Annotated in this window: 19 protein-coding genes and 1 pseudogene; 3 read left to right on the top strand and 17 right to left on the bottom strand. The window is 66.6% G+C overall.

The window, feature by feature from the left end; translation table 11 throughout:
• Window positions 1-17: 17 nt before the first annotated feature.
• The 4 genes from AT700_RS00610 to AT700_RS00595 all read right to left on the bottom strand — a co-directional run bounded on the left by AT700_RS00610 (window position 18) and on the right by AT700_RS00595 (window position 3,667).
• Complete coding sequence (locus AT700_RS00610; protein WP_003119513.1) at window positions 18-1,367, bottom strand: C4-dicarboxylate transporter DctA; 1,350 nt, start codon at window positions 1,365-1,367, stop codon at window positions 18-20.
• Between the two features lie 229 nt (window positions 1,368-1,596).
• On the bottom strand, window positions 1,597-2,184 hold the full coding sequence (locus AT700_RS00605) for a 2-hydroxychromene-2-carboxylate isomerase (RefSeq protein ID WP_003119512.1): 588 nt from the start codon (window positions 2,182-2,184) through the stop codon (window positions 1,597-1,599).
• A 24-nt stretch (window positions 2,185-2,208) separates the two neighbouring features.
• Window positions 2,209-2,937 (bottom strand): SDR family oxidoreductase, encoded by a 729-nt coding sequence (locus tag AT700_RS00600; RefSeq protein WP_003083755.1) that lies wholly within the window; start codon window positions 2,935-2,937, stop codon window positions 2,209-2,211.
• Between the two features lie 256 nt (window positions 2,938-3,193).
• On the bottom strand, window positions 3,194-3,667 hold the full coding sequence (locus AT700_RS00595; RefSeq protein ID WP_003083753.1) for a winged helix-turn-helix transcriptional regulator: 474 nt from the start codon (window positions 3,665-3,667) through the stop codon (window positions 3,194-3,196).
• Window positions 3,668-3,798: 131 nt separating this feature from the next.
• On the opposite strand from AT700_RS00595, the gene AT700_RS00590 reads away from it, so the two are divergent.
• On the top strand, window positions 3,799-4,251 hold the full coding sequence (locus AT700_RS00590) for a GNAT family N-acetyltransferase (RefSeq protein ID WP_003083750.1): 453 nt from the start codon (window positions 3,799-3,801) through the stop codon (window positions 4,249-4,251).
• A 39-nt stretch (window positions 4,252-4,290) separates the two neighbouring features.
• On the opposite strand, the gene senC is transcribed toward AT700_RS00590, so the two are convergent.
• The 5 genes from senC to AT700_RS00565 all read right to left on the bottom strand — a co-directional run bounded on the left by senC (window position 4,291) and on the right by AT700_RS00565 (window position 8,377).
• The gene (gene senC, locus AT700_RS00585; protein WP_003083748.1) at window positions 4,291-4,926 is read right to left on the bottom strand and encodes a cytochrome c oxidase copper chaperone SenC; all 636 of its coding nucleotides are present in this window, start codon (window positions 4,924-4,926) and stop codon (window positions 4,291-4,293) included.
• Between the two features lie 25 nt (window positions 4,927-4,951).
• On the bottom strand, window positions 4,952-5,866 hold the full coding sequence (gene cyoE / locus AT700_RS00580; RefSeq protein WP_003083746.1) for a heme o synthase: 915 nt from the start codon (window positions 5,864-5,866) through the stop codon (window positions 4,952-4,954).
• Between the two features lie 25 nt (window positions 5,867-5,891).
• Complete coding sequence (locus AT700_RS00575) at window positions 5,892-6,965, bottom strand: COX15/CtaA family protein (protein WP_003117203.1); 1,074 nt, start codon at window positions 6,963-6,965, stop codon at window positions 5,892-5,894.
• A gap of 64 nt (window positions 6,966-7,029) precedes the next feature.
• Window positions 7,030-7,608 (bottom strand): hypothetical protein, encoded by a 579-nt coding sequence (locus tag AT700_RS00570; protein WP_003101218.1) that lies wholly within the window; start codon window positions 7,606-7,608, stop codon window positions 7,030-7,032.
• Window positions 7,583-8,377 (bottom strand): SURF1 family protein, encoded by a 795-nt coding sequence (locus AT700_RS00565; protein WP_019395693.1) that lies wholly within the window; start codon window positions 8,375-8,377, stop codon window positions 7,583-7,585. The genes AT700_RS00570 and AT700_RS00565 overlap by 26 nt, the downstream gene beginning before the upstream one ends.
• Before the next feature lie 15 nt (window positions 8,378-8,392).
• On the opposite strand from AT700_RS00565, the gene AT700_RS00560 reads away from it, so the two are divergent.
• A complete protein-coding gene (locus AT700_RS00560; protein WP_003101213.1) occupies window positions 8,393-8,602 on the top strand; it encodes a twin transmembrane helix small protein in 210 nt (69 codons plus the stop codon).
• 15 nt (window positions 8,603-8,617) lie between these two features.
• On the opposite strand, the gene AT700_RS00555 is transcribed toward AT700_RS00560, so the two are convergent.
• Genes AT700_RS00555 through coxB form a run of 4 tightly spaced genes read right to left on the bottom strand, consistent with a single transcriptional unit; the run spans window position 8,618 to window position 12,807 of the window.
• A complete protein-coding gene (locus tag AT700_RS00555) occupies window positions 8,618-9,505 on the bottom strand; it encodes a cytochrome c oxidase subunit 3 (RefSeq protein ID WP_003115030.1) in 888 nt (295 codons plus the stop codon).
• Window positions 9,506-9,515: 10 nt separating this feature from the next.
• Window positions 9,516-10,070, bottom strand: coding sequence for a cytochrome c oxidase assembly protein (locus tag AT700_RS00550; protein ID WP_003083725.1), 555 nt, complete (start codon window positions 10,068-10,070; stop codon window positions 9,516-9,518).
• Window positions 10,071-10,080: 10 nt separating this feature from the next.
• Window positions 10,081-11,673: a cytochrome c oxidase subunit I gene (ctaD, locus tag AT700_RS00545; protein WP_003083723.1), complete on the bottom strand. Its 1,593-nt coding sequence runs from the start codon at window positions 11,671-11,673 to the stop codon at window positions 10,081-10,083.
• Window positions 11,674-11,682: 9 nt separating this feature from the next.
• Entirely contained in the window at window positions 11,683-12,807 is a 1,125-nt protein-coding gene (gene coxB / locus AT700_RS00540) for a cytochrome c oxidase subunit II (protein WP_003101203.1), read from the bottom strand.
• A 371-nt stretch (window positions 12,808-13,178) separates the two neighbouring features.
• On the opposite strand from coxB, the gene AT700_RS00535 reads away from it, so the two are divergent.
• Entirely contained in the window at window positions 13,179-13,817 is a 639-nt protein-coding gene (locus AT700_RS00535) for a hypothetical protein (RefSeq protein WP_003083705.1), read from the top strand.
• Here AT700_RS00535 and AT700_RS00530 read toward each other — a convergent pair.
• The 4 genes and pseudogenes from AT700_RS00530 to tsi7 all read right to left on the bottom strand — a co-directional run bounded on the left by AT700_RS00530 (window position 13,804) and on the right by tsi7 (window position 18,838).
• Window positions 13,804-15,375: a SulP family inorganic anion transporter gene (locus AT700_RS00530; RefSeq protein WP_048520694.1), complete on the bottom strand. Its 1,572-nt coding sequence runs from the start codon at window positions 15,373-15,375 to the stop codon at window positions 13,804-13,806. The genes AT700_RS00535 and AT700_RS00530 overlap by 14 nt on opposite strands.
• Before the next feature lie 210 nt (window positions 15,376-15,585).
• Window positions 15,586-16,313: pseudogene (locus tag AT700_RS00525) on the bottom strand (carbonic anhydrase).
• Window positions 16,314-16,688: 375 nt separating this feature from the next.
• Entirely contained in the window at window positions 16,689-17,936 is a 1,248-nt protein-coding gene (locus AT700_RS00520; protein ID WP_010793584.1) for a TIGR02270 family protein, read from the bottom strand.
• Entirely contained in the window at window positions 17,918-18,838 is a 921-nt protein-coding gene (gene tsi7, locus AT700_RS00515; protein ID WP_003083699.1) for a type IV secretion system immunity protein Tsi7, read from the bottom strand. Before tsi7 ends, AT700_RS00520 begins: the two co-directional genes overlap by 19 nt.
• Between the last annotated feature and the right edge of the window lie 15 nt (window positions 18,839-18,853).

The following is an 18,853-nucleotide window of genomic DNA, read 5'->3' as shown; positions in this document are numbered from 1 at the left end:
CAACGCGCCTCGGCGCGTCAGCCATGCAGCTTGCCTTCCCCGGCCACCGCGCTGCGCTTGAGCGGCTCGCCGTCGGCCTTGGCCGGCGCCTCCAGGCGCCCGTCGAGTATGGCCTGCGCGCGCGGCATATCGATGTCGTTTTCCCAGCGGGCGATGGTCACGGTGGCCACGCAGTTGCCGATCAGGTTGGTCAGCGCGCGGCCGATGCCCATGAACCAGTCCACCGAAAGCACCAGCACCAGGCCGGCCACCGGGATCGCCGGCACCGCGGTGAGGGTGGCGGCGAGGATCACCAGGGCCGAGCCGGGAATGCCGTGGGCGCCCTTGGAGGTGACCAGCGAAACCAGCAGGATGGTGACCAGGTCGGTCATCGCCAGCGGCGTGCCGGTGACGTGGGCGATGAACACCACCGCCAGGGTCAGGTAGATCGAGAATCCGTCGAGGTTGAACGAGTAGCCGGTGGGAATCACCAGGCCTACCGTGGAGCTGCGGATGCCCATGTGCTCGAGCTTGCGCATCACCTGCGGCAGCACCGCGTCGGAGGAGGCGGTGCCCATCACGATCAGCAGCTCTTCGCGGAAGTAGCGCAGGAACGGCAGCATGCGCACCCCGGAGAGACGCAGGACGCTACCGAGCACCGCCATGACGAAGACCAGGCAGGTGGCGTAGAACACCAGCACCAGCGCGCCCAGGTGGCTGAGCGAGTCGACGCCGTAGCGGGCGGTGGTGAAGGCCACCGCGCCGAACACGCCGAGCGGTGCCAGGCGCACGATCATGCCCATGATGCGGAACACGATGTGGCTGAATTCGTTGATCAGGCGGGCCACGCCGCTGGCCTGCTCGCCGACCAGGTTCAGGGCGCTGCCGAACAGCACGGAGAACAGCAGGACCTGGAGGATGTCGTTCTCGGCGAAGGCGCTGAACACAGAGGTCGGGATCAGGCCCATGAGGAATGCCACGGGGCCATGGATTTCCTGGGTGCGCCCGGTATACAGGGCGACGTCGCCGGCGGGCAGTTCGTTGAGATGGATGTTGGCGCCGCTGCCCAGGCCCAGGCTGTAGGCGACCACCAGGCCGAGGACCAGGGCGATGGTGGTGAGGATTTCGAAGTAGATCACCGACTTCAGGCCGATGCGGCCGACCTTCTTCAGGTCGCCGGCGCCGGAGATGCCGTTGACCACCACGCAGAAGACGATCAGTGCGATGAGCATCTTGATCAGCTTGATGAAGCCATCGCCCAGCGGCTTCATCTGCACGGCCAGGTCGGGAATGCCGACCCCGCAGATCACGCCTATCACCAGGCCAATCACGACTTGCAGGAATATCGAGCGGGAACAGCGCTTGATGAACATCGCAGGAGTCTCCATTCGGCGCTTCCATCGGGCCTCGCGGAGGCGGGCGATGAACGCATTTTTATTGTGGTATTACCGGTCTGACCAGTTCAGCCTATACGCAAAGAAGTCAGCCTGACAAGCCGCTATCGGCGGGCGCGACGAATGGCCAGGAACCACGGCACGCGCGGGCCGCAGCCGGGAGGAGGGCGCTCGGATGGCGCAAGGCGGCGGGCCAGAGCGGCTCGCCGCGGGGAAGGGGAGGTCAGCCGGCGAGGGCCTCGGCGACGAAATCGAGGCGATCCTGGCCGAAGAACAACTGGTCGCCGACGAAGAAGCTGGGCGCGCCGAAGACGCCGCGCCGCACCGCCTCTTCGGTGGTCGCCTTGAGCCCCTCCTTGACCTGCTCGTCGCCAACCAGGCGGAGGAACTCATCCGGATCGAACCCAGCCTCCGCCAGCACCTGGGCGACCACCTCGGGCTTGCCGAGGTTCTGCTGTCGTACCCACAACGCTTCGAACACCGCTTTCAGGTAGGGCTGGAACCCTTCGCCGCCGAGATAGCCCTGGGCGCCGCGCATCAGCGTCAGGGTGTTGATCGGGAAGGCCGGGTTGAAGGCCAGCGGCACGCCGTAGCGTTTCGCATAGCGCGCCAGGTCGTGGAGGGTGTAGCGCCCCTTGGCCGGCACCTCGATCGGCGAATGGTTGCCGGTGGCCTTGAACACGCCGCCCAGCAGCATCGGCCGCCAGGCGATGCTCGCGCCATGGGCGGCGGCGATGCGCGGCAGTTGGGTCCAGGCGAGGTAGGTGGTGGGACTGCCGAAGTCGAAGAAGAACTCGATTTGCTTGCTCATGCGTGGCTCTTTCCGTGGCGGGGATCAGAAGGTTTCCATCCAGGGGCGCAGGTCCAGTTCGTGCACCCAGCAGTCGCGCGGCTGGCAGTGGATCTGCCAGTAGGTCTCGGCGATGTGCTCGGGATCGAGGATGCCGTCCTGCTCCTTGCGCTTGTACAGCTCGGGCAGGGTTTCGCGGATGAAGTCGGTGTCGATGGCGCCGTCGATGATCGGGTGGGCGACGTGGATGCCCTTCGGCCCCAGCTCGCGCGCCATGCTCTGGGCCAGGGCACGCAGGGCGAACTTGGCGCCGGAGAACGCGGCGAAATGCGCGCGGCCGCGCAACGAGGCGGTGGCGCCAGTGAAGATGATCGTTCCGCGCTGCCGCGGCAGCATCACCCGCGCCGCCTCGCGGCCGGTGAGGAAGCCGCCGAAGGCGGCCATCTCCCAGACCTTGCGATAGACCCGTTCGGTGGTTTCGGTGATCGGGAACCAGACGTTGGCGCCGACGTTGAAGATCACCGCCTCCAGCGCACCGACCTCACCCTCGATGCGGGCGAAGAGGTCGATCACCTGCTGCTCCTGGCGTGCGTCGCAGCCGCAGGCCAGAGCCTCGCCGCCTTGGTCGCGGATGGCCTGCACCAGCGGCTCCAGCTTCTCCGCGTTGCGCCGGGCGACGCACGCCACGTAGCCCTCGCGGGCGAACCGCCGGGCGATGGCGCCACCGGTGGCGTCGCCGGCGCCCATTACCAGAACCGCTTTGCGCTGGGTCATTGCAGAGGCCTCTCTTGTTAGTTCTTTTTTAGAACCCAATAGAGACGATAGTTAGTTCTTAAAAGGAACTTGTCAACTGGCAAGGGCTCGAGTGATATCCGCGCACCAATTACTCTGCCTGTCCCGGCCTGCCCGGCACGTCCTCTCCCTGAAGAGAGGGGACCGGTCGGCGGAGCCTGGTACGACAGCGTCCTTCCTGCCGTAACGCCATCGGCGTTTATCCGCCGATTCGCGTCGGCGGCCAGGCCTGGAACGCTCAGCCGCGCCGCAGCAGGCGCCCCTTCCAGAACAGCCCCTCGCGTACCGTCACGTCCCGCGCGTGCAGCGGCTCACCGCATTCGGAACAGACCAGCACGCCATGCATGTGCTGGCCGCAATGCTTGTGCACATGCTCGAGTGGCGGCCCCTCGACGCCGGCGAGGTGGCGGTCGCCCCAGTTCACCAGGGAAAGGATGGCCGGGTACAGTTCCATCCCTTTCTCGGTAAGCCGGTATTCCTCGCGCAGCGGCCTTTCCTGGTAGGGCACCTTGGCCAGTATCTCCGCTTCGACAAGGCGCTTGAGGCGGTCGGCGAGGACGTGGCGGGTCACGCCGAGGCTGCGCTCGAAGTCGTCGAAACGGCGCACGCCGAGAAAGCAGTCGCGCAATACCAGCAGGGTCCAGCGATCGCCGAGGATCGCCAGCACCCGCGCCAGCGAACAGGGTTGTTCACTCAGTTCTTCCCAACGCATGAGACACCTCCAGCCGTTCGGCAAAGGATAGCCGCGTGGGTTCTGAAACGAAACCGACCGGCCACGCCTTTCCAGCGGCCCGCCGCCCATGGCATAACCGCGTTCCTGTCTCCTGTCCCGGAATCCCGACCATGTCGCTCGACTGGACCTGCAAGCACCACGCCGACCTCACCCTGAAGGAACTCTACGCGCTGCTGCAATTGCGCACCGAGGTCTTCGTGGTGGAACAGAAATGCCCCTACCAGGAAGTCGACGGCCTCGACCTGGTCGGCGATACCCATCACCTGATGGCCTGGCGCGACGGCCAGTTGCTCGCCTACCTGCGCCTGCTGGACCCGGTTCGCCACGAGGGCCAGGTGGTGATCGGCCGGGTGGTCAGTTCCTCGGCCGCGCGCGGCCAGGGGCTCGGTCACCAGTTGATGGAACGCGCGCTGCAGGCGGCGGAGCGCCTCTGGCTGGATACCCCGGTGTACCTCTCGGCCCAGGCCCACCTGCAGGCCTACTACGGCCGCTATGGCTTCGTCGCGGTCACCGAGGTCTACCTGGAAGACGACATCCCGCACATCGGCATGCGCCGGGCCTGAGGCCCGGAGCGCCGCGGACGGTGGGGGGAGGGAAGGGAATCAGGCCTGCGGCTTGAGCACGCCGGGCAGTTGGGCTTCCAGCTTGGCGTTGTTCAGCGGCGCGCGGATGAAGCCGTGCTGCTCGCCGTCCGGGCCGATGATCACCAGGTTGCCGCTGTGGTCGACGGTGTAGTTGGGCTTGCTGGTGTCGGCGGGGATGTAGGGGATGCTCATGGCGTTGGCCAGCTTCTGGATGTTCTCCGGAGTGCCGGTGAGCCCCTGGAAGCCGGCGTTGAAGTAGCCCAGGTATTGCTTGATCTGCTGCGGCGTGTCGCGGTTCGGATCGACGCTGACGAATACCACCTGCAGGTCGTCGCGCACCTCCTGCGGCAGCTTGCCCTGCAATTCGCGGAGCTGGGCGAGGGTGGTCGGGCAGACATCGGGGCAGAAGGTGTAGCCGAAGAACAGCAGGTGCCAGCGACCCTTGAGACTGGCAGTGCTGACCGCCTGGCCGTCCTGGTTGGTGAACTCCAGCGCCGGCACCTTGCGCGTCTGCGGCAGGATCACGATGCCGGCGTCGAGCAGCACGGTGGGATCGGCCTGGCGCTGGGCGGTGAGCACCTTGTGCACGGTGAGGCCGAGGACCAGGGCGACCAGGGCGACGAGGACGAGGACGGTCTTGTTGACTCGAGTCATGGGTGGGCAAGGCTCTAGAGTGGGATCAGAGAAGCAGCTTCAGCGGCAGATAGTGGTCCACCAGCAGCGCCATGAACAGCAGGAACAGGTAGACGATAGAGTACTTGAAGGTCTTTATCGCCGCATGTGGCCGGCTGTCACAGTAGAGCGCCCAGGCCCAGTCGAGGAAGCGCGCGCCCAGGGCCAGGGCGCAGAGCAGGTAGACCAGCCCGCTCATGTGGATGACGAACGGCATCAGGCTCACCGCGAACAGCACCAGGGTATAGAGCAGGATGTGCAGCTTGGTGTAGCGCTCGCCGTGGGTCACCGGCAGCATCGGGATATCGGCCTTGGCGTATTCGTCCTTGCGGTGGATGCATAGCGCCCAGAAGTGCGGTGGGGTCCAGGCGAAGATGATCAATACCAGCAACAGCGGCTCGGCGCTCAGGTGGCCGGTGATGGCGACCCAGCCGAGCAGCGGCGGCGCCGCCCCGGCGAGCCCGCCGATGACGATGTTCTGCGGCGTGGCGCGCTTCAGGAAGCCGGTGTAGAGCGCCGCGTAGCCGAGCAGCGAGGCGAGGGTCAGCCAGGCCGTCAGCGGGTTGGTGAAGGCCAGCAGCACGGCCATCCCGGCCAGCGCCAGGAGCAGCGCGAAGCCCAGCGCCATGCTCGGCGACACCCGGCCCTCGGCCAGCGGCCGCTTGTGGGTCCGCGCCATGATCGAGTCGATGCGCCGGTCCACCACATGGTTGACCGCCGCCGCCGCGCCGGCACAAAGGCCGATGCCGAGGTTGCCGAAGATCAGCACCTGCCAGGGCACGAAGCCATCCAGCGGCGCCTTGGTGGCGAGCAGCATGCCGATCAGCGAGGTGATCAGCATCAGCACCACGACCTTGGGCTTGGTCAGTTCGAGGAAGTCGCGCCAGGTCGGCTGGCTGTGGCGATCGATGACGGTGGCCATATCCTTACCTCCATCCTTCTGTCTGTCAGGCGGCCTTCAGCCGAGAACCTTGCGCCGGCGGCAGCGTGCGGCGCACGCGCTGCGGCGACGGTGCCGGCGCGCGGACGCTGGCCGGCGCGCGCAGGCGATAGTTGACCAACACCAGGCTGAGCAGCAGCAGGGCGCCACCGCCGTTGTGCGCCACCGCCACCGGCAGCGGCAGGTGCAGCAGCACGTTGCTGATGCCCAGGCCGATCTGCAGCGACAGGCCGAGCAGCATCAGCGCGGTCGGCCAGACCAGGCCGCTGCGCTGCAGGCGCCAGGCGAGCAGCAGGAGGACCAGGGTCACGCACAGCGCGCCGATCCGGTGGGTCATGTGGATCGCCGTGCGCGCGTCGCTGTCGAGCTGGCCGCCGAGGTAGTTGGGGCCGATGTGCTGGGTCAGGTGGAAGCCGTTGGCGAAGTCCATCCGCGGCCACCACTCGCCATGGCAGGTGGGCAGGTCGATGCAGGCCACCGCCGCATAGTTGCTGCTGACCCAGCCGCCGAGGGCGATCTGGCCGATCACCAGGAGCAGGGCCAGCCCCGCCAGGCCGCGGGTCGCCGCCGGGTAGCGCCGCGCCGCGAAGCGTCCGGAGAGGCGCAGGGCGAGGAGAAAGAGCAGCGCCAGGGTGGTGAAGCCGCCGAGCAGATGGGCGGTGACCACCTGCGGCCAGAGCTTGAGGGTCACCGTCCACATGCCGAAGGCGGCCTGCGCGATCACCACCGCGAGCAGCAGCAGCGGCAGCTTCAGCGGTTGGCCGTCGCGCCCGCGGCGGACCAGCGCATGCAACGCCAGGCCAAGGATGAGCAGGCCGAGGGCGCCGGCGAAATAGCGGTGGATCATCTCGTTCCAGCCCTTCTGTGCCTCCACCGGGGCGTCGGGGAAGTGCAGTTCGGCGTGGGCCAGTTGCGCCTCGCTCAGCGGCACGTGGACGAAGCCGTAGCAGCCTGGCCAGTCCGGACAGCCGAGGCCGGCGTGGGTCAGCCGGGTATAGGCGCCGAGCAGGACCACCACGGCGGCCAGCAGGGTCGCCAGCACGGCGACGGTGAAACCGGGTTTGCGGGTTGCGCCTGTCATTCGCGGGCCCCTTTTTCTTGTCGTTCTGTCCTCATCGGGCCGGGAACCGCGCCGGCCACGCCGATCAACCGATATGCGAGAGCTTGAGCAGCAGTTGCACGTCCTTCAGCAGCTTCTTGCCGTTGGCCTTGGCGTCGTAGCGCAGCACCAGGTTGCCGTGCGGGTCGACCACCCACAGCAGCGGCCGCTCGCCGCCGCCGGCCTTGTCGTACAGGGCCGGGTCCAGGCCGTAGCGCTGCAGGCGCGGGTAGTCCTGCCTCACCAGGTTGGCGAAGTCCGCCGGCAGCTCGCCACTGGCGGCCAGGGCGTGGCCGGCGCGCGAGGCTTCGCGGCCGAGGGCGATGTTGACCTGGCGGGCCAGGTAGACCAGTTGCTGGCAGTCCTCGCCGCAAGTACCCGGCGCGGTCACCAGCAGTTGCCACTGCTCGCCCTGGCTGCGTCCCTGCACGCCGAGGTCGGCGGGGGTCTGGCCGTTGCCGATCAGCGCGCCGCTGTAGCTGCGCCCCTGCGGAACCCAGAAATTCCATTTGTACATGGCGCTGGCGAGCAGCATCGGCCCCACCACCAGGCCGATGATCGCCAGCAGTTGCAGGCGGCCACGGGCGCGGCGCGGACGTTCAGGCATCGGAATCGCGAGACTCATGGTTTTTCTCCCGTGCGCGGCGCACACCGAGGTAGAGGTAGAGGGCGAGCAGGGCCGTCGCCAAGGCGAACCACTGCACGGCGTAGCCGGTGTGCCGCTCCGGCGGCATCGAGACCAGGGGCCAATCGGTGTCGAAGCTGGCGTCGCCCGCTTCCAGGCGGATTTCCCAGGGCAGCCCGGCGCGACCGAAGGCCTGCCACAGCGCCGGGATGTCGAGCTGGGTCACCAGGCGCGGCCAGCCGCCGGCCGGCGCGTCGGCCAGGTGCAGGCCGCCGGGTGGCGGCAGGTAGGTCCAGGCGTCGAGCAGGAGGACGCGGTCGGGGGTTTCCAGCGTCGGCGGCGAGCGTCGGTCAGTCCATGCGACCCAGCCGCGGTTGACCAGCAGCCAAAGGCCGCTGGCCTGATCGTAGAAGGGTTGCAGCACCTCGACCCCGGCCTGTCCGTTGCGCAGCCGGTTATCCAGCAGCAGCGTATGCCGCTCGTCGAAGCGGCCGTGCAGGCGCACGCGGACGTACGCCGGGTCGCGCAGTCCCTCTAGCTGCCCGGGCGACACCGGCTCGGCGCCGCGCCGGGCCTCGTAGCTGGCCAGCAGGGCGCGCTTCTCGTCGGCCCGCTGCAACTGCCAGGTGCCCAGCCAGAGCAGCAACGGCAGCAGGCCGAGGACCACCAGGGTCGGCAGCAGGCCGGGGCGGAACGCGCCACGCATGCTGCGTCTGTCATTGCGTCCGGCCTCCCCGAGGCGCTGGCTATACTGCATGAATCCCCCCATCGCCGGAGTCCCACCATGTTGAAAGTGGCGATCGTCCTGCTACTGCTGGCTACCCTGGTGAGCCTGTTCAGCGGCCTGTTCTTCCTGGTCAAGGACCAGGGCCATGGTTCCCGCGTGGTCAATTCGCTGACCGTCCGCGTGGTGCTCGCCGCGGCGACCCTGGTGCTGGTCGCCTGGGGCTTCTACAGCGGCGAGCTGAACAGCCACGCGCCCTGGCATTTCTGATTCCCCCGGTGGCGGTCAGATCACGTAGACGAAGATGAACAGGCCGATCCAGACCACGTCGACGAAGTGCCAGTACCAACTGGCGGCCTCGAAGCCGAAGTGGTGCTCGGCATCGAAGTGACCGCGCAGGATGCGGATCAGCATGATGCCGAGGATCAGCGCGCCGAGGGTCACGTGGGCGCCATGGAAGCCGGTGAGCATGAAGAAGGTCGAGCCGTAGATGCCGGCGCCGAGGGTCAGGCCCAGCTCGTTGTAGGCGTGCACGTACTCCTCGGCCTGCAGGATCAGGAAGGCGATCCCCAGCAGCACGGTCAGCGCCAGCCAGGCCTTGAGCGGGCCGCGCTTGTTCTTCTTCAGGGCGTGGTGGGCGAAGGTCACGGTGAAGCTGGAGGTGACCAGCAGGATGGTGTTGATCAGCGGCAGCTTCCACGGCTCGATCACCGCGCTCGGCGGCGGGAACAGCTTCGGGTCCGGGGTCTGCAGCAGCGGCCAGCTGTACTGGAAGTTCGGCCAGAGCATGTGCGCCACGCCCTTGGCACCCTCGCCGCCGAGCCAGGGACCGGCGAAGTGGCGGACGTAGAACAGCGCGCCGAAGAAGGCGGCGAAGAACATCACCTCGGAGAAGATGAACCAGCTCATGCCCCAGCGGAACGAGCGGTCCATCTGCGCGCTGTAGAGTCCGGCGCGGCTCTCGCGGATGACGTTGCCGAACCAGCCGAACAGCATGTAGGCGATGATCAGCCCGCCGACGAAGAAGATCCACGGGCCATGGGACTCCTTGTGGCCGGCGGTGAGGTCGTTGAACCAGGTACCCAGGCCGAACACCGTCACCAGCAGGCCGATGCTGGCGATGATCGGCCACTTGCTCTGGGCGGGGACGTAATAGTGTTCGTGGCTTGCCATGTTGTTCTCCTTATCGTCCCGCAACCGGTACGGGCGGCTTCCGCGCAGTGATATCGAAGAGGGTGTAGGCCAGCGTCACGTGCCGCACATCCTTGGGCAGATCGCGGTCGACGATGAAGCGCACCGGCATCTCGATGCTCTCGCCGGGTTGCAGCACCTGCTGGGTGAAACAGAAGCATTCGGTCTTGTGGAAGTAGGCGGCGGCCTCGGCCGGGGCGATGCTCGGGATGGCCTGCGCAGTCATCGGCTTGTCGCTCGGGTTGCGCGCGTAGAACACCATCTGGTTCACCGCGCCGGGATGCACCACCAACTGGTCGCCGGCGGAGCGGAACTCCCAGACCATGTCGATATTGTTCGAGGTCATGAACTGCACCTTCACCTCGCGCCCGACATCCACCTGCTGTTCGCCGCTGTAGGCGCTGCCGGCGGTCTTGCCGTTGATCCCCAGGGCGCGGCACATCACGTCATAGAGCGGCACCAGGGCGAAGCCGAAGGCGAACATCAGCACGGTCACCAGCAGCAGGCGGCCGACCAGGCGGCGGGTATCGACCTTGGCATCGCTCATGACGCGCTCCTCACTTGACCTCGGGCGGGGTGCTGAAGGTGTGGTAGGGCGCCGGCGAGGGGATGCTCCACTCCAGGCCCTCGGCGCCGTCCCAGGGCTTGGCAGGGGCCGGCTTGCCGCCGCGGATGCACTTGATGACGATGAACAGGAACAGCAGCTGGGTGGTGCCGAACATGAAGGCGCCGATCGACGAGACCATGTTGAAGTCGGCGAACTGCAGGTTGTAGTCGGGGATCCGTCGCGGCATGCCGGCGAGGCCGACGAAGTGCATCGGGAAGAACGCCAGGTTCATGCCGATGAAGCTCATCCAGAAGTGCAGCTTGCCGAGGGTCTCGTCGTACATGTGGCCGGTCCACTTCGGCAGCCAGTAGTAAGCCGAGGCGAAGATGCCGAAGATCGCGCCGGGCACCAGCACGTAGTGGAAGTGGGCGACCACGAAGTAGGTGTCGTGGTACTGGAAGTCTGCCGGGGCGATCGCCAGCATCAGTCCGGAGAAGCCGCCGATGGTGAACAGGATGACGAAGGCCACGGCGAACAGCATCGGCGTCTCGAAGGTCAGCGAACCCTCCCACATGGTGGTCACCCAGTTGAACACCTTCACCCCGGTGGGCACCGCGATCAGCATGGTGGCGTACATGAAGAACAGCTCGCCGGTGACCGGGATGCCGACCACGAACATGTGGTGCGCCCAGACCACGAAGGAGAGGAAGGCGATGCTGGCGGTGGCGTAGACCATCGAGGTGTAGCCGAACAGCGGCTTGCGCGCGAAGGTCGGGATGATCGCACTGACCGCACCGAAGGCGGGCAGGATCATGATGTACACCTCGGGGTGGCCGAAGAACCAGAACACGTGCTGGAACAGCACCGGGTCGCCGCCGCCGGCGGCGCTGAAGAAGCTGGTGCCGAAGTGGATGTCCATCAGCATCATGGTCACCACGCCGGCCAGCACAGGCATCACCGCGATCAGCAGGAACGCGGTGATCAGCCAGGTCCAGACGAACAGCGGCATCTTCATCAGGGTCATGCCTGGGGCGCGCAGGTTGAGGATGGTGGCGATCACGTTGATCGCGCCCATGATCGAGCTGATCCCGGCCAGGTGGATGGCGAAGATGAAGAAGGTCACGCTGTGCGGGGCGAAGGTGGTCGACAGCGGCGCATAGAAGGTCCAGCCGAAGTTGGGGCCGCCGCCGGGCATGAACAGGGTGCTGACCAGCAGGCCGAAGGCCGCCGGCAGCAGCCAAAAGCTGAAGTTGTTCATCCGCGGCAGGGCCATGTCCGGCGCGCCGATCATCAGCGGGATCATCCAGTTGGCCAGGCCGACGAAGGCCGGCATCACCGCGCCGAAGACCATGATCAGGCCGTGCATGGTGGTCATCTGGTTGAAGAACGCCGGCTCGACGATCTGCAGGCCGGGCTGGAACAGCTCGGCGCGGATCACCATGGCCATCGAGCCGCCGAGCAGGAACATCATGAAGCTGAACCACAGGTAGAGGGTGCCGATGTCCTTGTGGTTGGTCGTCAGCACCCAGCGCATCAGGCCCTTGGCCGGTCCGTGGTGGTGGTCGCCGGCATGGTGGTCGGGCGTATCGATCACAGCACTCATGGCGGTCTCCTATTGTTGTTTCTGCTTGTAGGCGACGACGTCTTTCGGGGTGACCATGTCGCCATCGTCGTTGCCCCAGGCGTTGCGCTCGTAGGTGATCACCGCGGCCAGGTCGACCTCGTTGAGCTGCTTGCCGAAGGCCGCCATGGCGGTGCCGGGCACGCCGTTGAAGACCACTTCCAGGTGGTGCTCCTTGGGCCCGGTGACGATCTTCGAACCCTTCAGCGCCGGGAACATCGGCGGCATGCCCTGGCCTTCGGCCTGGTGGCAGGCGGCGCAGATGGTGTGGTAGACCTTGTCGCCGCGCGCGACCAACTCTTCCTTGGTCCACTCCTTGCTGGTCAGTTCCTTGACCTTCGCCGCCTCTTCCTTGCGCTTGGCCAGCCACTGGTCGAACTCGGCCTTGGGCTTGACGTCGACCACGATCGGCATGAAGCCGTGGTCCTTGCCGCACAGCTCGGCGCACTGGCCACGATAGATGCCGGGCTCGTCGACCTTGGTCCAGGCCTCGTTGACGAAGCCGGGGATGGCGTCGCGCTTGACCGCGAAGGCCGGCACCCACCAGGAATGGATCACGTCGCTGGAGGTGATCAGGAAGCGCACCTTGGTGCCCACCGGCAGCACCAGCGGCTCGTCCACCTCCAGCAGGTAATGCTCGTCCTTCGCCTGCCGGTTGTGGATCTGGTCCTGCGGGGTGGCCAGGTTGCTGAAGTACTCGACGTCCTGGCCCAGGTACTTGTACTGCCACTTCCACTGGTAGCCGGTGACCTGCACGTCCAGCTCCGGCTCGGAAGTGTCGTAGATGTGGATCAGGGTGCGGGTGGCGGGCACCGCCATCACCACCAGGATCACGAACGGCACCACCGTCCAGAGGATTTCCACCGTGGTGCTCTCGTGGAAGTGCGCCGGCTGCTGGCCGGTGGAGCGGCGGTGGACGATCATCGACCAGAACATCGCGCCGAAGACCAGCACGCCGATCACCACGCAGATCCAGAAGATGGTCATGTGCAGGTCGAAGACGGACCGGCTCACCTCGGTAGCGCCCGGGGCCATGTTGACCGTCCAGGCGGCATTCGCCTGGCTGATCGCCGAGAGCAAAAGGAAGCCCATCCAGACTCGTGGATGTCGCAGCATTCGGGTTCCCCTTATCGTTGTTTTTATCCCGCCGGCAGACGCCAACGGCCAAGGGGTGGACCGCCAAGACAACGAACTTTGACCGTCGCACCTCGGCACACAGCAAGGCAGGCCGGGTTCATCAGGTTCAGCATTCGAGTGGGAGTATAGACAGCGGCTGCGACATAACAACGCAGCGTAAAAACGTCGCTGGAAAGTGCCGATTCTTCTCTAAAAGCCGCGAGCGGCGTGGCTTTGCAGGCGAATGGTGGCCGCCTGATATATCATCCTCGCATAACCACGAAGCGATTATGACAATCGCGTCTTAGCCGGCGCGCGCCGCCGGCTATGTTTCTCCTCTTCTTCACCATCCCCGTTGTATGGGAGACCCCATGAACACCGCTGCCCTCCGTGAACTCATCCAGCAGGCGCACCTCAGCGAAGCCCGCCACGGTCACCTGGCTGATCTGATAGCCAGCCGCCTGCCCCGCCTGCATCGCACCATCCAGCCGCAAGGCGAGAACACGGAAGACATACTCACCCGCTTCGTCCACGCCTACGTCGAACAGGTACCGGACCTGCTCGACGCCGCCAACAGCGTGGCCCGCGAAGCCGGCATCGAGGAACGGATCAAGCCGGTGCTGAAGGTCGCCGAGCAGTTCTTCCTCACCCCGCCGGCGTTGCTCGCCGGCCACGACGGCCTCGACGCCCTGCTCGACGAAGCCTACCTGGCGCACCGCCTGGTGGAAGAAGTGAACGACCGCTACATCGCCCACTTCGGCCAGGCACTGATCCCACTGGACACCACCGTAGCCAACCTGGTGGCCCACCAGTTGATCGGCGAGCCCTTCGCCAACCGGCTGGACGAAGCCGTCCACCATGCGGTGGAGAACATGCTCGACGCCACCACCTTCGACGCCGACTCGGCCCGCGCCTACCGCGAGAACCTGAAGAACCCGCGGGTGGTCGCCGCCTGGCAGCAGTGGCCGTGCCTGTCGAAGCAGCTCGGGGTGGAACTCAGCCTGGGCTGACCGCCCCGCCATTGCGCGCGCCGCCCAACCCGACGCTGCCGCGCAGGCGCCCTTCCAGGCGACGCTTCAAGGCGCGCGGTTCGATCACCAGGCGCGAGCCCTGCACCGGTGCCATCCGCCCCCAATCCTCGAGCAGCTCCATGCAGGCATGGTCGACATAGCTGAGGTTATCCATCGGTACGTGCAGGGTGGTCCCCGGCTTGACCTCGTCGAGCACCCGCGACAGCGCCGGCACCTTGAGGAAAGTCGCGGCGCCGCTCAGGCGCAGCTCGGCTTCATGCTCGCCGGTGTAGCGCAGGGCGATCTTCAGCCGCGCCGCCTTCAGCACCAGCTTCAGCAGGGTCAGGGCGAAGCCCACCAGCACGCCGGTCAGCAGGTCGGTGAAGACGATGGCCAGTGCGGTGGCCGCGTACACCAGCATCGGTATCCGGCCGTAGCGAGAGAGGTTGCCGAGGGCCTTGAAATCGACCAGCTTGACCCCGGTATAGACCAGCACCCCGGCCAGGCTCGCCACCGGAATCTGCCGCAGCAGGCTGCCGAGCAGGAGGACGAAGGCGAGCAACCAGAGGCCGTGAAAGATCGCCGAGGCGCGGGTTCGCGCACCGGCATTGACGTTGGCCGAGCTGCGTACGATCACCCCGGTCATCGGCAGCGCGCCGAGCAGGCCGCAGAGCATGTTGCCGACACCCTGGGCGGACAACTCGCGATCCATGTCCGAGCGCGGGCCGTCGTGCAGGCGATCCACCGCCGCCGCCGAGAGCAGGGTCTCCGCACTGGCGATGAAGGCCACCACCACCGCCGCCAGCAGCAGGGAGGGATCGGCCAGGGCCAGCAGGTCGGCCGGGCGTAGCCAGTCGATGGCCTCGCCGAGGTTGGCCGGTACCTCGACCCGCCGCACGTCCAGCGCCAGCCAGAGGCTGGCCAGGGTCGCCAGGCTCACGCCGAGCAGCGCACCGGGTAGGAAGCGCAGGCGTTGCGGACGCAGCTTGTCCCAGCCCCACATCACCGCGATGGTGCCCAGCCCGAGCAGCGCCGCGTCGAGGCCGCTGTCCATGCCCAGCGAACCGAGCGCGGCGAACGCCGCCTGGGGGAATGCCAGCAGGTTGTCGAGGCCGGACGCCTTGGGCGCCAGGTCGAGCATCACGTGCAATTGCGAAAGGACGATGAGGATGCCGATGCCGGCGAGCATCCCGTATACCACCGCCGGCGAGGTGACCCGGAACCAGCAGCCCAGACGCAGCCGCCCGGCGAGCAGCTGGATGGCGCCGGCGAGCAGCAGGATCGGCCCGAGCATGGCCACCCCGTAGGTACGCACCAGTTCGAAGACCAGCACCGCGAGGCCGGCCGCCGGGCCGCTGACCTGTAGCGGCGAGCCGGCCAGGAAGCCGACCACCAGGCCACCGACGATGCCGGTGAGCAGGCCCTTGGCCGGCGGCATCCCGGAGGCGATGGCGATGCCCATGCACAGCGGCAGGGCGACGAGGAACACCACCACGGAGGCCATCAGGTCCCGCGGCAACGTGTCCCGGAGGGACGGAAACACCTTTGAAACATGCATGGCACAGTTCTCCTGCGAATTTTTTCCACGACGAGGGAGCGACGCCAGGACCAGGCCCGGCGCCGGTTGTGTGTGCGCAGTGTGTTTTTTCTTGTAATAGCGACCCGTTCAGCCCCGGAACGGGGCTTCCCAGAGGTCGTCCATGGCAGGAACGGCGAAAGGTGACGCGAAAACGCTGTTGTTATCCGGCGGCCCGCACGGCCGCCGCTATCACGAGTTCAGGTAGCGCGGCGCGGGCGTGGCCATCGGCACCGGATGCTCGCCGTCGAGGGGCAGGAAGCGACCCTGCTTGGCGTCGTAGGCGCGGATCTGCGCACTCTCTATGTCGTACACCCAGCCGTGGATGAACAGTTGCCCGCTGGCCAGGCGCGAGGCCACCGAGGGGTGGGTGCGCAGGTGATCGAGTTGGGCCACCACGTTCTCTTCGGTGAGCACCCCGAGGGTGTCGTGGCTGGCGCCGCAGTCGCAGTTGTCCGCCACCACCGTGCGTGCCACCTCGGCGTGCCGCAGCCAGGCCTTGACCGTCGGCATGCGTTCCAGGGTCTGCGGGTCGAGCACGGCGCGCATCGCCCGCAGTCGGAGTGGCCGCAGACGATGATGTGGTGCACGCCCAGCGCCAGCACAGCGTATTCGATGGCGGTGGAGACGCCACCGTTCATCTGCCCGTAGGGCGGCACCACGTTGCCGACGTTGCGGGTGACGAACAGGTCGCCGGGGGAACTCTGGGTGATCAGCTCGGGAACGATGCGCGAATCCGCGCAGGTGATGAACATCGCCCGCGGCCGCTGGCTATTGGCGAGCTTCTTGAACAGCGCCTGCTGCTCGGGAAAGACCTCCCGGCGGAAATGCTGGAATCCATCGACAATCCTTTTCAATGCATCGTCAGCGCTTTCCTGCTCTGGAGAATCGGACTTAACGCCCCGCATACGGTCTGGCATGGTTCGGAACCTCGATGAGTGGATCGATTGAATTTTCCCACGTCTGCCGACGCTTTCCCCATAGGAAAAAGGCACAACAAACGCAGAGCGACCTACGTGACCGATCGGTCACTTCTGGTGCTCAACGCTAATGCCCGAAGCTTAACCATAAATTAAAAAATCCCTCTATCTCGCACGTTGCCAGCTTTTTTCACGATATTTCCAGAGGATGTCGACAGGCTATCATGGCAAACGAGTGGCATTTCCATTCGCCCCGCATAAGTGGTGAAAGGTTTCAGTCAACCGGTTGGCTACGTGCAGGGAAATTCGTCGAATGGGAAAACCCGGCGCACCGCGCCAGCGGCCATGACCTGGCCGCCCGGTGCCAGCCAGCTATCAGAACAGGTCCAGTTGGCGGCGCACCGGCGCACCGGTGGGGAACAGCGGCAGGTTCGGCACGAAGCGCGCCAGCAGGCACGCCGCAGCCATTCGCTGGCGTTGCTGGCCGTCGCGCAGGACCTGGCGGCAGTGCGCCTCGCCCAGCGGTTCGCCGAGCAGGTAGGCGCGCCCGGCGACGAAGCGCGCGCCGTGGTCCCGCCACCAGGCGGTAACCCGTGCCGCGTCCGGCCAGGTGAGGTTCTCATCGTCGTCGAGGGCGACGTCTTCGTCGTCGGGATCGTCGTTGGGGCCAGGGTCGTAGTCGGGCAAGGCCTCCAGCTCCAGGTCGAGCAGCGCCAGGTCGGCGCCGGTGATCAGGCTGAAGGCCTCGCCGGCGACCCGCGCCAGACTCTCGTCGCGCATCTGCTGGATCAGCCAGGGCACCGCCACCGGATCGCCGAACAGGCCGGTGGCCTGGATGCCGATCCGCCGCGTGTCCGCCGCCTGCATCAGTTGGCGAATCCAGGCCATGCTGGTGTCGCGCGGCTGCCAGGCGAGCAGCACCATGGTCGCCGGCAGCTGGAACGGGCCGGGCTGCCCGGCGAACGCACGCAATGGCCCCAACGCCTCCTCGTCGCCCATCTGCGCGGTGGCCCAGTTGGCCCAGAAGCGCAGGCTCGGGTCATCGTGGGCGCGATAGGCGCGAATATTCGCCATCAGGTCGCGCCGACGCAGCTCGCCGGCGGTGCGCGCGGCGCGCGCCAGCACCGCCGGGTCGGCGTGGCCAAGGGCGGACAGCAGCGCCGGCCCCGGGTCATGCCGGTGCATGCCGCAGGCGGCCAGGCCAATGGCGCGGAACAGCGGCTCGGGCGAGGCCAGCAGGCGCTCCACCCAGGGCCGCGCCTGGTCCCAGTCGAGCCAGCCGAGGGCTGCGGCGAAACCGCGCCGGGCTTCCGGAGACGCCGCAAGACAGGCGCGCATCCGGCCGATCAACGCATCGTCTCCTGCCTGCATGGCCAGTACCGCGAGGGCGAACGCCTCGCCCTGGGCGTGCGCGTCGAGTTGCTCGAGCAGGGCGTCATGGCCGGCCTGGCCGGCGATCGCCAAGCCGTCCAGGTGCGCCTCGATGCGCTGATCGAGCTCGGCGAGCTCCTCCAGGTCGTAATGGGGCGCACGCACGGCGTAGTCGCGGAGCAGGGCAAGGAAGGCGGCTTCCTCGGCGTGCTGGTCGACGATCGCTGCGATGCTCAATCTATGCGCGTCCATTGCTGGCCGTCGAAGCTGAAGATGTCTTTCGCGGCGATGCTCCACAACACGCCGTCGGCAGCACTAAGGTGGAAGCAGCGTTGGGGTTGCTCATCACCGAAGTCCACCTCCTTGAGATGGCCACCGACCAGCGTATAGACCGCCGTTGCGCTCGACACGTAGAGTGCGCCGTCGAACCACGCGAGGCTCCACAAGTCTTCATCGACATCGTCCTGGGCGATGATCTCCCAGTGGTCGTTGCGTCCACGCAGCAGCGTTCCCGCCTGTCCACAGGCGTAAACCGAGCCATCTTCCGCGCAGCAGATCGCCGTCAGGATCAAGTTCGTCGGGCTCTCCCGGGGCTGCCAGCGCTTGCCGTCGTACTGCCAGATCTCCCCGTCCCAGCCGACGGCATAGATTTCCCTGGCACCGAAGCCGCCGATGGCCTCGAATCCGACCACCGCTTCGCTGCCTGCCGGAGGCCGAGCGCCGCTGTCGATGGCACGCCAGTCGTTCTCGTCGAAGCGCCGGTAGACCTGTCGATCCATCCCGCAGGCATAGGCCACCCCGTCGATACAGGCAACGCCGCGCATATTGCCCCGGCCACCGATGGCATCGTCGCCGTCGGGCAACTGCTCTTCATGGATGTCGCCGGAGCCCATGCAGAATACCTGGCCCCGAGCGCCCAGAAACAATGCTTGTTCCACCGGCTCGTGCACTACCGTGGCCGACACGATCTCCCAGGGCAGCATGTCGTCATCCTCGCCAGCAACACACCAGGTTCCGCAGTCCCACTCCGTGACATAGCTGTGCGCTATGTTCTGCTCCTGGATCTCGTCGGATACCGAGGCCACGTACGCCAGGTCCTGATAGCGGACGACGCCGGTGATGTTCGAGAAAATCGGCGAGAGTTTCTTCAACATTTCAATCTCCTGTAA

The sequence above is a fragment of the Pseudomonas aeruginosa genome, assembly GCF_001457615.1.
Taxonomy (GTDB): domain Bacteria; phylum Pseudomonadota; class Gammaproteobacteria; order Pseudomonadales; family Pseudomonadaceae; genus Pseudomonas; species Pseudomonas aeruginosa.
Note: the sequence above shows the minus strand (reverse complement) of the source record. Positions and strands in the feature narration are given on the sequence as shown.